This is a genomic window from Amycolatopsis sp. CA-230715 (assembly GCF_018736145.1).
In the GTDB taxonomy this organism is placed as follows: Bacteria; Actinomycetota; Actinomycetes; order Mycobacteriales; family Pseudonocardiaceae; genus Amycolatopsis.
The window spans coordinates 9,380,899-9,394,846 of the sequence record NZ_CP059997.1; the positions used below are offsets into that span (position 1 = coordinate 9,380,899).

General features: G+C 68.3%; 6 protein-coding genes. 1 reads left to right on the top strand and 5 read right to left on the bottom strand.

Annotated features, from left to right (window positions below):
• Positions 1 to 6: 6 nt before the first annotated feature.
• Complete coding sequence (locus HUW46_RS43485) at positions 7 to 8,229, bottom strand: SDR family NAD(P)-dependent oxidoreductase (protein WP_215544467.1); 8,223 nt, start codon at positions 8,227 to 8,229, stop codon at positions 7 to 9.
• Between the two features lie 1,416 nt (positions 8,230 to 9,645).
• Between HUW46_RS43485 and HUW46_RS43490 the strand changes: the two genes are divergently transcribed.
• A complete protein-coding gene (locus HUW46_RS43490) occupies positions 9,646 to 10,407 on the top strand; it encodes a 3-hydroxyacyl-CoA dehydrogenase (protein WP_215544468.1) in 762 nt (253 codons plus the stop codon).
• Positions 10,408 to 10,623: 216 nt separating this feature from the next.
• On the opposite strand, the gene HUW46_RS43495 is transcribed toward HUW46_RS43490, so the two are convergent.
• Genes HUW46_RS43495 through HUW46_RS43510 form a run of 4 tightly spaced genes read right to left on the bottom strand, consistent with a single transcriptional unit; the run spans position 10,624 to position 13,931 of the window.
• The gene (locus HUW46_RS43495; RefSeq protein ID WP_215544469.1) at positions 10,624 to 11,496 is read right to left on the bottom strand and encodes a TauD/TfdA dioxygenase family protein; all 873 of its coding nucleotides are present in this window, start codon (positions 11,494 to 11,496) and stop codon (positions 10,624 to 10,626) included.
• Between the two features lie 29 nt (positions 11,497 to 11,525).
• On the bottom strand, positions 11,526 to 12,206 hold the full coding sequence (locus HUW46_RS43500) for a hypothetical protein (protein ID WP_215544470.1): 681 nt from the start codon (positions 12,204 to 12,206) through the stop codon (positions 11,526 to 11,528).
• Entirely contained in the window at positions 12,172 to 13,203 is a 1,032-nt protein-coding gene (locus HUW46_RS43505; RefSeq protein ID WP_215544471.1) for a GSCFA domain-containing protein, read from the bottom strand. Before HUW46_RS43505 ends, HUW46_RS43500 begins: the two co-directional genes overlap by 35 nt.
• Positions 13,200 to 13,931 (bottom strand): thioesterase II family protein, encoded by a 732-nt coding sequence (locus HUW46_RS43510; protein ID WP_215544472.1) that lies wholly within the window; start codon positions 13,929 to 13,931, stop codon positions 13,200 to 13,202. Before HUW46_RS43510 ends, HUW46_RS43505 begins: the two co-directional genes overlap by 4 nt.
• Between the last annotated feature and the right edge of the window lie 17 nt (positions 13,932 to 13,948).

A 13,948-nucleotide genomic window follows, 5' to 3' on the forward strand; every position in this document is an offset into this window, starting at 1 on the left:
CATTCCCTAGTTCTCGATGCTCAAGGCGTCCAGCTTTTCGTCGCTCATGCCTTCGACCAGCCGCAGCGCTTCCACGATCCGGGCGACGTCGAGCTCATCCGCAGGCCGCGCGATGCGGCGTTCCAGTTCGGCGGCCATGTCGGCCAGGTGCGGTACGTCGAGCACGGCCTGTATAGGCAGCTCCACCCCGACCCGGTGCTTGAGCAGGTTGATGAGCCGGGTCGCCAGCAGCGAGTTGCCGCCAAGGGCGAAAAAGTGGCTTTTCCCGCTGAGCTTGTCCGGCTCGATCTCCAACAGGTCCGACCACGCGCTGATCATCGTCTGCTCGGGGTCTGCGGCGGAAAACCCCGAACTGCTTTCCTTTTCCGCTACCGGGATCGGCGCCTCGGACGTGCGGCCGGCCCGGTACCACTCCTGTTCGAAAGCGGTTGCCGGGATCGGGACGAGGCGCCGGGTGCCGTGGTGCAGTCCGCGCCACGGCACCCGGACACCGCGCACCCACACCTCGGCGATGTGCCGCAAGTCGCCGTCCGCGACGAGACCTGCCAGGAACTCCTCACCGCGGGCGCCGGACAGAACCGTCCCCAGTGGACTGACATCGTCTTCCGTGTTTCCGCGATACAGGGCAACGTTCTCGGTGTCCGTCAAGTAATGGGCGAGGGCGTTCTGGAGTTCTTCCCGTGATTCCACGACAACCGCGAGCCGTTCCGTCAGCGCCTCGCGACCGAGTTGCGAGGTGAACGCGATGTCCGCGAGAGCTGCCGAGCGATCTCCTTCCAGGAAGTCGTGCATCCGCCGTACCGAGGTCGCCAGCCGGTCGGAAGTCTTGGCGGACAGCACAACCAGCTGGACACCGGTATCGAGGGGCGCGGGCCGGGCGGGTTCGGTCAGCGGCGGCGCTTCGACGACCAGGCTGACGTGACTGCCACCCGCCGCGACCGAGTTGATCAGTGCACGGCGGGGCACTGGCCCGCCGTCCGCATCCGCCCTGCCGCGGGCTTCCCAGTCCGTCAGCCGGTCGCAGAGCCGCAGCGACGTTCCGGCGAGGTCGAGATCGGGATTGGGCGACCCCACCTCGACCAGAGGCGGGATCTCGCCGTGCCGCAGTTGCAGGACGACCTTCGTCAGCTGAGCGATGCCGGAAGCCGCCTCCGGATGCCCGAGGTTCGACTTCACGGTGCCGAGCGCGACCGGCTCGGTCACGCCCGAGAACACCTCGCGCAGAGCGCGGAACTCGACCGCGTCGGATAGCGCCGCGCCGTTCGCAGCGGTTTCGACGTACCCGATGGAATCCGGTTCGACGTCCGCCAGTTCCAGCGCCCGCCGCATGGCCTTCACCTGGGACGCGTGACTCGGCGTCATGAAGCCGTTGCCCCTGCCACTGTGCACCGAGGCGGTGCTCTTGATGACGGCATGGATCGTGTCGCCGTCGTGAACCGCCTTGTCCAGTGGCTTGAGCAGCACCGCGCCGACGGCTTCGGCTGGCAGGTAGCCGTCGCCTTCGCGGAAGCTACGACTACCGGGGTGACTGCCGAGCAGTTGGAGCTCGGACAACGCTACGTACTTGTTCTGGTGGATCGTCAGATTGACGCCCCCGGCCACGGCCAATTCCGTCTCCCCGCGCTGAAGATCGGCGCAGGCGAGGTGGATGGCGGTCGCGGCTGACGAGCACATGCTGTCCACCGCCAGGCTGGGACCTTCGAGACCGAAGAAGTACGACACCCGGTTGGCGATCATGTTGTAGGAGGTCGACGAGGCGAGCGCGACGAGGGTCGGGTCCGACTCGTCCGCGCGGTACATCTGGTAGCCCGCGCCGACGTACACCCCGACACGGCGCCCGTAGTGCCGCTCGATCACCTCTTGCGTGACCCCGCTCTCCTCCAGCAGGTGCCACACGGTCTGGAGAAACAACCGCTGCTGCGGGTCCATCGCTTTCGCGTCCCGTGGCGCGATGCCGAAAAGCAACGAATCGAATCGGTCGACCCCTTCGATGAACCCGCCCCACTTCCCGCGGCTGAGACCCGCGTCGTCGAGAGGCCGGTGGTCCCACCGCTCCGGCGGGATCTCGGTGACGCTGTCCCTGCCGTCTCGCAGGTTCGACCAGAAGGTGTCGAGATCATCCGCCTGCGGGTAGTGCCCGCTGATACCGACGATCGCGATCTCCCCTGGCCGCCCGCCCGCCGCGTCCGCGCCGGGATTCCCACGGCGCGGCGCGGAATCCGGGGGCGCCGGCACCGGCGGCGCGGAATCCGGTGCCGGTACGGAACCAACTCGTCGTGGCTCGGCAGGCGCACCAACGAGCGATCGCAGCGCCCGCGTATGGTCGGTCGCGAAGTACCGTGCCAACTCCCGAACCGTCGGCATCTCGAACAGCAACGTCCGAGGCAGCGGACCGAACGACTCCTCCAGCTTGGAGATCACGTTCACCGCGACGACTGAGTCCATCCCGAACTGGTCCAGTGGCGTCCCGACGTCCAGTCGTTCCGGTCCGAGCTTCAGTGCCGCGGCCACCAGGCGCCGCAGGTAGGCAACCGCTCGGTCTTCCAGTGCACGCACGGTCGTCTCCATGGTCGTGACGTCCACCGGCCGACGGGTCGCCGGCCGCGCGGCCTCGATACGGTCGTCGAGGCCGGGGAGCCGATCGAGCAAGTGGCGGCGCTCGCCCACGAGGACGAGCAACCTGCCGGCATCGAGGCCGTTCTGCTCCGCAGCGATCGCGACCCGCAGCGCGGTCAACCCGCGGACGGTGTCCAAGGGAGCGAACCCGGCGCTTCGCAGGTTCGTCCGGACGACCTCGTCGCCCATGCCGCCCTCGCCCCAGAGCGGCCAGCCGATGGAGACGGTCCGGCCATGGCACGCGCCGCTGTCGACGAGGCGATTGCGATAGGCCGCGTAGCCGTCCATGAAGGCATTCGCGGTGGCGTAGTCGGCCTGGCCGGGGTTTCCGAATGCCCCTGCCGTCGAGGAAAAGCACACTAACAGTTCCAGGTTCTGGTCCCTGGTCAGTTCGTCCAGATTGACCAGGCCCGCGACTTTGGGCGCGAGAACGCGCTCCACGTCCTCGGTGCTCTTGCGGAGAATGAAGCGGTCGTCGACGACTCCGGCCGAGTGCAGGACACCCGTGAGCGGACCGTGGTCGCCCAGCACGGCGGACAGCATCCTGGTCATCGCGGCGCGGTCGGCCACGTCCGCGCGGTGGTAATCCACGGTCAAACCGGTCGCACGCAGCGCGTCCAACGCACTCCGCTTTTCGTCGGTCAGCCCGGATCGGCCGACGAGGACCACCGTGGCGTGGCCGACCGACGCGGCGATGTCATGCGCCACGATGAGACCGAGGCCGCCCGCGCCACCACTGATGAGATAGACGCCGTGCTCCTTCCACGGCACAACGGCGGCCGGTGCGGAGGACAACTCCTCCCAGCGTTCGGCGAGCCGGCGGCCGTCGCGGTGCCGTACCGCCCGAACGTGGCCGTTGGCCGCCTCGGACATCAGGCGGGCTGCCACAGCGGCTGGGAGTGCCCCGTCGAGGCAATCCAGGTACTGCGTGCGTAGGAGCGGGTGCTCGAGATGAGCCGTTCTCAACAGACCCGTGAGCCCATCCAGACAGCCGAGGCGCTCATGATCAGTGGCCCCGCCGACGAGGGCGACCTGGAACAGAACGGGCTGGGCCACGCCGCCGTGCAGGACCTCGCGGACCAGAGAGAAGACCCGCCGTGCCGCGTCCGTGTAGAGCAGGTCCAGGGAACCTTCCGCGGGCTCCACGACCTCGCACACCACACCGGCGGGTAGGGCGGCCCGTAGCTCTTCGCGTTCCGCCGCGGTGAATCGGCCGAGCACCACGACGTGGTGCTCGGTGTAGGTCTCCCCCTGACCAGCCGGGTCTGCTTGCAGCGCATGCCATACCGGGCGCATCAGCACCATGTCGGCGTCTTCGGTCGGCTCTTCGTTCGCGCGCCCTGGGCCGGCGGCGGGGAGTGCCGGCCGCTCTGCCGCGTCTCCGTCGAGCTCGAACCAGCACCGATCCTTGGCGAACGGGTATCCGGGCAGGCTGATGCTCCGCGCAGGCGGAATCGGGGGGCGCGCGGTCTCCCAGTGCACCGGCGCGCCGTCAGCCCACAGGCGCAGCAGCGGTTCGTGGACACAGCGGTCGATCCAGTCGGACAGGGCCGAGCGGTACACCTCGTCACCCTGGCGCGCCGGTTCGCCAGACCGGACGGTCCCCCGCACCCAGGGGCCGGGCCGCTGGGGCGCGGCGATGAACGAGTCGAGCAGATCCGTGGCGGCGGCCAACGACGTCGCCGCGAAGGCCAGTCGCTCCCGGAGCGCCATGCGCCCAACCTGAAGGGTCCACTCGACGTCGTGCAGCGAGTCGTCGCCCAGGTCCGGCAACCGCCGGCGCAACCGCCGCGCCTGCTCCACGAGCTGAGCCTCGCTCTGCGCGGAAAGCACCAACAGGGCCGGCCTGCCGTCGTCGGCGCGCCGACGACCAACCGAGACCTGGGGTTGGTACTCGGAAACGATGATGTGAGCGTTCGAGCCACCCGCGCCGAAACCGGACACTCCGGCGGTCCGGGGGAACAGCCGCGGCGCTCCGTCGATCTCCACCGTCGGCCGGTGCCACGTCTCCACTCGCTGCTGCACGCGCGGCGACGTGCCGTTGGCGTCGAGTCGTGGGTTGAGCGTGTCGGAGTGCAGGCTCGGCACCAGTTCTCCGTGCCTCAGCTGCAACAGCACCTTGGTGAGCCCGGCAATCCCCGCCGCGCTTTCGGCGTGCCCGATGTTCGACTTCACCGACCCGATCGCACAGTGCGGCGGCAGGCCGCTCGACCCCGCGAGTGCTCTGGCCAGACCGCTGACCTCGATCGGGTCACCGAGCGCTGTCCCGGTGCCGTGCGCTTCGACATAGCTGACCGAGCGCGGATCGACGTTCGCGGCCGTGAGCGCGGCACCGATCACCTCGCCCTGAGCCACCGGGGACGGCACCGAGTAACCGGAGGTGCGGCCGCCGTGGTTCAGCGCGGTTCCCTTGATCACGCCGTAGATGTGGTCTCCGTCGGCCACCGCGCGTTCCAGGGACTTGAGCAGGACAGCACCGACGCCCTCGCCAGGCACGTATCCGTCGCCGCCCGCGCCGAAGCTGCGGCAGCGCCCGTCGCTGGACAGGAACCGGCGTTGGCTCAGCAGCACGTACTTGTTGGGGTGAGAGGTGAGGTTCACGCCGCCGGCGAGCGCCGCATCGCACTGACCGCTCTTGATCCCCTCACAGGCCAGGTGGATGGCCGTCAACGAGGACGAGCACATCGTGTCGACCGTGATGCTCGGCCCGTGGAAGTCGTAGAAGTACGACACGCGGTTGGCGACACTGGACCCGCTGCCGGACAGGGCGGCTGCCCGCCCGCGCTCCTGTGCCTGCGCTCCGTACAGCTGATATTCCTGGTACATCACGCCGACGAAGACGCCGACCCGGTTGGATGTCCGCCCTGCCCCCGGGGCAGCAGAAGACTGGTTCAGCCGTTCACCGGTGTATCCGGCGTCTTCGAGCGTGTGGTGGGCGCACTCGAGGAACAGGCGCTCCTGCGGGTCGAGAAGTTCGGCTTCTGCCAACGAGATCTGAAAGAACAACGGGTCGAAACGATCGATGCCGTCGATGAACCCGCCCCAGCTGCCCTTCGACGACCCACCGACCTCGGCGTACCGGCGGTGGTCCCAGCGCTCCGCCGGCACCTCGCGGACGCAGTCGCGACCAGCTCGGAGGTTCTGCCAGAACTCGTCGAGATCCGCAGCCTCCGGATAGCGGCCGCTGACGCCGACGATCGCGATGTCGGTGGCAGCGGCGGTTACCTCGACGTCCTGAGCCGGACCAGAGTCCGAGTGGCCAGGTCGCCGTGCCCCATCGGCCAGCACCCTGGTGCTGAGCCCGGTCAGGTCCACGAACACCCGGCCGTGTTCGTCGAACAAGGTCACGTCCAACTGAGCCGACGCGGTGGCCGGTCCGCTTCCCGAGTGGTACCGGATCCACGCGTAGGCCGTGGCGGATGTGCCATCCAACGACGCCACCTGGCCCAGGGCGAACGGCAGTGCGGGATCGGTGGGCGTCTCCCCGGTTTGCCTCGCGGCCAGTCGCAGGCCGATCGTTGCTTGCAGCGCGCCGTCGAGGATGCTCGGGTGGAGACGGTATCCGTTCAGCGGCTCCGCCGTCGCCGGCAGGCGCAGCTCGGCCAGCACCTGAGTACCGCCTGCCTCGTCCCGACCCGCGCCCAGCGTGACCACTGACCGTTGGGCGGGGCCGTAGTCCATGCCGACGCGCGTGTACAGGTCGTACATCTCGGTGCCGGTGATCACCTGCTCCGCGCACGCGGCGCGCAGGTCGTCCAACGCCGGCCAGGCCTGATCGTTCGCGTCCGCCGTGCTCGCCCTGCCCGTGCCGCACACCGTGCGACCACCGTCACCGTCAACGCGGTCGATCGTGTACTCCCAGCGGTCATCCGAGCGCGGCTCGACGCGTACCCGCAGTTCCAGCCCGTCCGGGCCGCAGACCGCCGGTCTGAGCCACACGACGTCGTGCAGTCGTACGCGATCCGGCTGTTCCCGCCCAGAAGCGACCACGACTGCCGCGTGCGCCATCTCCAGCTGCGCGACCGCGGGTAGCAGGCTGCTGTCCCGCACACGGTGGTCCCGCAGGAATGGCTCGTCACCGGTGAAGCGTGCATGGCACACGACCGCGTCGCCGTCGGGCACGACGCGATGCACCATCGGATGCGGGCGCCCGCCCGCAGCGGCGGAGCCGTCCTGGAGCGACAACGGCCAGCTGTGGGCCGCGAGCCACTCGGCCATGGCCTGCACCGTCTGGCGTTCGACGAGGATGGCGGACGTCACGGCCGGCCCGTAGCGGTCGCTGAGCCGGGCTGCCAGCCGGGCAAGGCCGGTGACCTCGAGCCCGAAGTCCCCGAACTCGCCGCCCGGGTCCACCTCGCCGACCGGCACATCCAGCAGTGTCGCGATTTCGTCGATCAGGACGGCGCGCGCCGCTGCCACGCGGTCGACCGCGTTCGTGTCATTCGCTCCGGGCTGTGCGGCGTCCTGCAGCACCTCGGCGAGCTCCGCAATCGACCTGTGCTCGAACACGATCGTCGGTGACAGTGACCGGTCCAGTCGGTTCTCCAGCTCCGGTACGAGCGAGACCAGCTGCGCCGATGTGAGTCCCAGCTCGTAGAAACCACAATCCACGTCGACCTGGGATGAGGGCAGATCGAGGCGCGCCGCGACCAGCTCCCGTAGCGCGGATCTGGCATCCTGGCTCTGCCCCGCCGCCGGATGTGCCGGTCCAGCGGGAACCGTGGTCACGCCGGCCGGCGCAGGCTCGCCTCGGACATCGAGCGACTCGGCCGCGCGGACCCGCTTGGCCACGAGTTGCCCGATCTCCGCGATCTGCACGCCGGACTCGTCGTAGAACTCCACCGCCAGGCGGAACAACTCGTCGTCCCGACGTGCCGACGCGGTCGGCACCCGAACGAAGCAGCGTTGGCCGAGTGGCGCGGTCGCGCGGAACGTCTCGAACACGAGTGGTAGGTACAGCTCGTCACCTTGGCGCTCTTCGTCCAGTACGTGCATGCCCACGCCACCACCGAGCAGCCCCGCTTCGAACAGGGCCGGATGGAAGAGGAAGCTGGACGCGCTGCTCAAATGCTCCGGGGGGAGTTCCAGCGCCACGACCGTGTCGGTAGCGCGGTGGTGCACGATGCCGTCGACCTTCATCAGTCCCGAGTGGACCAGCTCACGCTCGCGAACCCAGGCGTAGACATCGGCGAGTGGCAGGAGCCGGGCGGCTTCGGTGATCGGCAACGGCAATCGGCGTCCACCGAAGCCAGGTGCCGTCGGCGGGTCGGCCGCGACCCGTGCCGTGACCGTGGCGTGCAGAACGTCCCCGTCGTCCGGCGAACGTCGGCTACGGACTTCGATCCGCCACCCGCCAGCCGTCGTCGGATTTGCCTTGACCGTGATGAGAACCGGTTCGCCACGCTCCACGACCAGTGGGGAGAGAATGGTCAGATTGCGCAGTTCGACTTCCGGCATCGCGTAGCCCTGCTTGGCGAGCACCTGGAGCACCAGATCCACATATCCGACGCCGGGAAGGAGAGTGCGCCCATATACGACATGGCCGCTCAGCAAAGGATTGTCGACGGTCACGGTAAATGTCTCATCGAACGTCGACGAACCGGTCGTTTGCATTTCTTCCCCAGAAGAGTCGGAGCGAACCCGGAACATCACCGAGACGGCAACGGCCGGGATGCCCTGCGCACAATCAAGATAACCACGCACGAAACATTCGAAATATTTTCACATCACCCCGACTCGGACAGCTGTGAACTCGCAGCGCACCACGACTCGAACGGGGCGCGCGTCCGACTGCCGAGAGCGGATCATCCCCAATAAGCGCAAGATCTTCGCACAGAACTACGTGAGCATCGCCGAACCCCCCAAGGAACATGCGTCTCGTGCATACCTGTCCACCGACGCACGAAACACCGTTCGCCAGCGTCGACTGGATCATCGCCGCGACCCTATGACACCGGATGGCCGCTAGGCAACGAGGTCGGCGGGGCAATATGGCGATAATATGCAGACATTGTGCATGGACCGGCGAGACGGTACTTGCTGTCACTCACCGCGGGTCTCTGTTGCCAGTACGTGACCACGTCCACACCAGTCACATACCGGCCGAACGGCTCGCGTGAATCGATCGACATTGACGCCCGCCGTCCGGTAATCTCGATCAGCGACCCTGCAAGCATTACCGGATCGATGTGCCACATCCGTGATCTCCTGCCGTCGTCGACGCCGAACCACTGCGACGTGTCGACCATGTGACATCGATCCCCAGCCGTGCGCGACGTCATCCTGACGAGCGAGCGCAAGAAAGAGAACGCGTGGATAACCTCGACGAATTCGACGTTGCCCTGGCGGGTGGCGGCCCTGCCGGTTCCAACACCGGCCGCGCTCGTGGCCGAACAGGGCCATTCCCCGCTCGTCCCCGAGAAGGATTCCTTCCAGGGCAACAGCTCGAGGAGTCCGTGCCGCTGTCCACGACCGACCAGGTCGAGCGAGCCGAGTTCGACGAAGTTCTGCTGAACAACGCGCGCTGCGTGAGCGCGCAGGCGCGAGAGGGGCTGCGGACGCCGACCCGGTCACCGACGTGTACTTCGAGGTTGGCTGGTTCCGGTGCATCCCGCTGAGCGGATGCTGACCAGGGTCGGTGCCGTACTCCGCCGTGAACTTGCCGAGAAGACGCAGAGCGATGCGGGAGTTCGAGGCGCGCTACCCGCCGCGAGGGCGGTGCCTTCTACACGTTACGTCCCGAACCGGAGTCCTTTGTAGACATCCTGGGCGGAGTGTCCTCCAGGGAGTTCGCGCTGACCTCAGCCGACGCAAGCCGAACGCATGCGTTCGCATACTGCGGAATTCCTTCACACGGTCGACAAACGTGCAGATGCGAGCGCAACTCGGTGATGACGCCGAGCAAGAGACACCACCGTTCGCAGGTGGCCCGGTCCCGCCGAACGGGATGTGCTGGGTGCACGCGCCCACCGGCTGGTCGAACCGTTGCGAAACAACAATTCTGGCAGAACACAGAAGTGGAGGCGCCACGTGCGAATCGAAGGAAGCGTCGCACTGGTCACCGGCGGCACATCCGGACTTGGCCTGGCGACGGTACGCACCCTGCACGAGCGCGGTGCGTCAGTGGTCCTCCTCGCCCGATCCTCGCGGGGCAAAGAGATCGCGAACGAACTGGGTGCACGAGTCGCGTTCTCCCCTGGCGATGTGACCAGGGAAGAAGACGTCTCCACCGCGATCGAACTCGCCGCGAGCCTGGGCACGCTGCGCGTGGTAGTGAACAGCGCGGGAACCGGCAGCGCCGCCAAGACCGTCGGCAGGAACGGTCCGTTCCCGCTGGACACCTTCAACGAGATCGTCCACATCAACCTGATCGGCACCTTCAACGTCATCCGCCTCGCCGCGGCGCGGATCGCTCAGGCCGAGGATGACGAAGGCGGGGAACGCGGGGTCATAGTCAACACCGCCTCGATAGCCGCGTTTGACGGCCAGGTCGGGCAAGCCGCCTACGCAGCCTCGAAAGCGGGCGTCATCGGCATGACCCTGCCGATCGCCCGTGACCTCGCATCGATGCGAATCCGGGTGGTCACGATCGCACCCGGACTGTTTCACACGCCGATGTTCGCACCCCTTCCGCAGTCCGCGGTCGAAGCGCTCGGCCACCAGGTGCCTCATCCAGCTCGGCTCGGCCATCCCGCGGAGTTCGCCTCGCTCACGGCACACATCATCGAAAATCCGATGCTCAACGGCGAAACGATCCGGCTCGACGGTGCCCTCCGGATGGCACCACGTTGACCCGAGAGCCGGTCAACATCGAGCTCTTGAGCCTGCCATTCAGTGACAGCGGTGAGTCCGGGCAACGTCGCGGGCACCAGTGCACTGCGCGGAACCCGGTGTCGTGGTCCCGTCTGCGGTCGAACTGCTCGGGGTCCCCGGAGAGGTCGCGGCGGGTACCTGCGCCGCCACACCTTCCCGCGTTGAGCTCCGCCGCGGTGATGATGTCCCCGATGCTCAGGCCTCGGGGCGCCCGCCGTTGATCGAGACCCGTCGGGCGTGCCGGGCGTGCGGGTAGTAGTCCCACACCGCGTGGTGCTGGGTGCACCTGTTGTCCCAGAACACCAGTGTGTTCGGCGTCCAGCGCACGCGGCAGCTCAGCATCGGCTTGTGCACGAGGCCGAACAGGAAGTCCAGCAGCGCGCGGCTTTCGTCGCGGGCGAGCTGGACGATGTGCGTGGTGAATCCGGGGTTGACGAACAACATCTTCCGGCCGGTGTCGGGGTGCTTCGCCACCACGGGGTGCTCGCTCTTCGGGACGACGTACTCCGGCGGCGGCGTGTACCCCTGCCACGGGACCAGTCCGTCGTGGATCGCGGTGAGCCCGTCGAGGAACTCCTTCATGGCGGGCGACAGCATTTCGTACGCGAGGTGCATGTTCGCCCACAACGTGTCGCCGCCGGCGCCGATCTCCGGCGGCTGGGTCACGTACAGCATCGAACCGAGCGCGGGCTCCTCCTTCGCGGTGCCGTCGGTGTGCCAGTCCTCGCCGTCGACGTAGTCGGAATCCTTGGTGGCGCTCAGTTCCAGCACCGCGGGATCTCCCCCGTCGAGATCGGCGAGCTGCCGTTCGTGCAGCACCCCGAAATGCCTCGCGAACCTCTTGTGGTCCTCGTTCGTCAGCTTCTGGTCGCGGAACACCAGTACGTGGTGGGCGAGGAACGCGCGCTTGATCTCGTCGAGTTCCTTGCCCCCCAGCTCCGCCGAAAGGTCCACACCGGACACTTCGGCGCCGATCACCGGGGTCAGCGGGTCGACACCGATCAGGTCGTAGGTCTCGTGCGCGCGCGTGGTGAGGCGCTTGAGCGCGTCGAGCGCGAACTGCTCCATTTTCTTCTCTCCAATCAGGTTCGCGGGTCTCAGAGCCCGCGGTCCAGCAGCAGCCTGCCGAAGGCGAGGTTGCCGTGGATCGGGTCGCCGGTTTCGCACAGCTCGGGGCGCTGGGCGCCGGACTCGTCGGTGACGCGGGCGCGGAGATCGACGATCTCGACCCCGGATCCGGTGAGCGCACTGGCCAAAGTGTCTTGCGCCGCCTGGAAAACCGCAGCGTCGGACAGCGGCGGTACGCGCTGCGGCGGGAGGACGGCCAGCACCCGGATCCCGAACGAGCGGGCGTGCCGGTAGAACCGCAGCGCGCCGCGCGCGTGCGCTACCACGATGTCGTCGAACAGCCCGCTCGTCAGGAAACCGGGCGGGAAGGCGCCGTCGCGTCCTCTGTAAACGGTCCAGTTCTCCTTCGTCGCCACGAAGTGCACGCCGAATCCGAAGGTCGACACCAGTGGGACGCCGAGGTCGGCGAGCCTGGTGATGCCCAGCTCGCCGAGGAAGTCGCGGTAGTGCCGCTCGGCGTCGGCGCCGCGGAAGGCGACGTCGGCGTCGCTCGCGTCGAAGAACTCTGCGTTGAACTCGCGCCCGGCACCGAGGGGACCGCCGTGGAACGGGATCCGCGCCGCTTTCGCCGCGCGGCCGATGGGGCCCGCGTGCGAATCGCCGAGCAGCAGGAACCTAGCCGGGTGTGTAGTAGTCGAGGACGGCGTCATCGCAGAAGAACTCCTCCCCGCCGCTCGGTTCGCCATGGCCGTTCGCACCGGTCGTGCCCAGTCCGGTCAGGAAGTGCCGCATGACGAACGCGACGCCCTCCGCGGTGACCGTGCGCAGGTTCGGCTCGAAGAAGGCCGATCCGAACGGGGCACCGGTGATGAGCTCGTACGACGGGAAGTAGTCGACGTGCGCGTGCTCGTGCGCGAGCTGACCGGTGACCGCGCGCAACACCGACTTGGTGTAGCCGTTCGCGGCGAGCGCGTGCGCGCCGGTGGCCGTCGCGGTCAGCGGCTGCGGGGAAACGGTCAGCAGGACCCGCAGTTCCGGGTTCACCGCGCGGGCGAGCGCGATCGCCGCGGCCAGGTCCTCGTGCACTTCGGCGAACCCGAAGTTCCGCAGGACGTGCCGTGCGGGGTCGAAGGTGCCGCGGACGGTGCCGGGGCACGCGGGATAGACGGCGCCGGTGGTCGCGTCCTGCCACGCCTCGGTCAGCCCCATGGTGAAGACGAGGCAGCTCGCGTCGGCGAGGCCCTCGCGGATCGCCGTGAGCGTGACCTCGCGCGCGGCCAGCACGTCGTCGGGCGAGGCGTAGCCGCCGGGCTCGACGGCGGGACGGAACGGGTCGAAGAGCCGGCCGTCCTCCTCCCAGATCTCCCCCTGGTGCGCGGTGTCCCCGGTCGCCCACCCGAACCACTGCCTCAGCAACGCGGCCGTGTAGATGTTGCCGGTGCGGAAGGAAAACACGCCGTACCCGCGCGCACCGCGCTCCTCCCTGGTCAGTCCCGGTGGCGCAGGCTCGGCGTCGCGCCAGTTCAGGCCGTGTTCGAGCAGGGCGCGCCCGATGTGGCCCGCGAAGCACGACCCCGCGGTGAGGATGACGTCGTCCTGCCCGATCGGGAACTTCGGCGTCCACAGGTCACCGATGTCCGCCGGACCAGGCTCGGCCACCGCGGATCGCCAGAACGACCGCGGCGACAGCGCCTGGTACGGGTTCATCGCGCGCGCCCCGCGATCAGCGCGGTGATCGCTTCCTCGTGCGGGAACAGGAAGAAGTGGTCGCCGTCGAACCCGTGCACGCTGAAGGACCGGGTGGTTTCGCGCCCCCAGCCCTGGAGCAGCTCGTAGTCCACGTGCGGGTCGGCGTCGCCGTAGAGCGCGTGGATCGGGAGGTCCAGCGGCGGTTCTTCGCGGTACTCGTAGCGCTCCGCCATGCCGAAGTCGGCCTGCAGCGCGGGGTAGAGCATCTCCATGATCTCGCGGTGTTCGAGCACCTCCGACGGGGTGCCGTTGTACTCGCGCAGCGCTTCGATGAACTCGTCGTGCGGCAGGCCGTGCAGGTGCCGCTTCACCACCCGCGTGCCCGGTCCTTCGGCACCGGAGGCCCACAGGACCTCGGGCAGCGGGAGACCGCGGCGCCGCAGCTCGCGAGCGGTCTCGAAGGCGACGAGCGAACCGAGGCTGTGGCCGAAGAACGCGAAGGGCTTGTCGGTCAGCTTGGCGATCGAGTCGGTGAGGTGGGAGACGAGATCGGCCAGGCTGGTCGTGGGCGGCTCAGCGAGCCGGGGGCCACGCGCGGGCAGCATCGCGGCCCACACCTCCGTGCGCGGGGCCAGCGCGGGTCGCCACGTCTTGAACGCGGTGCCGTTGCCGCCCGCGAACGGGAAACAGAACAGCCGGTCAGCGCCGGGGGCGATGGGCGGCTGGAGCCAGGGATCGGTGGTCAACTATCAGCCTTTCTTCC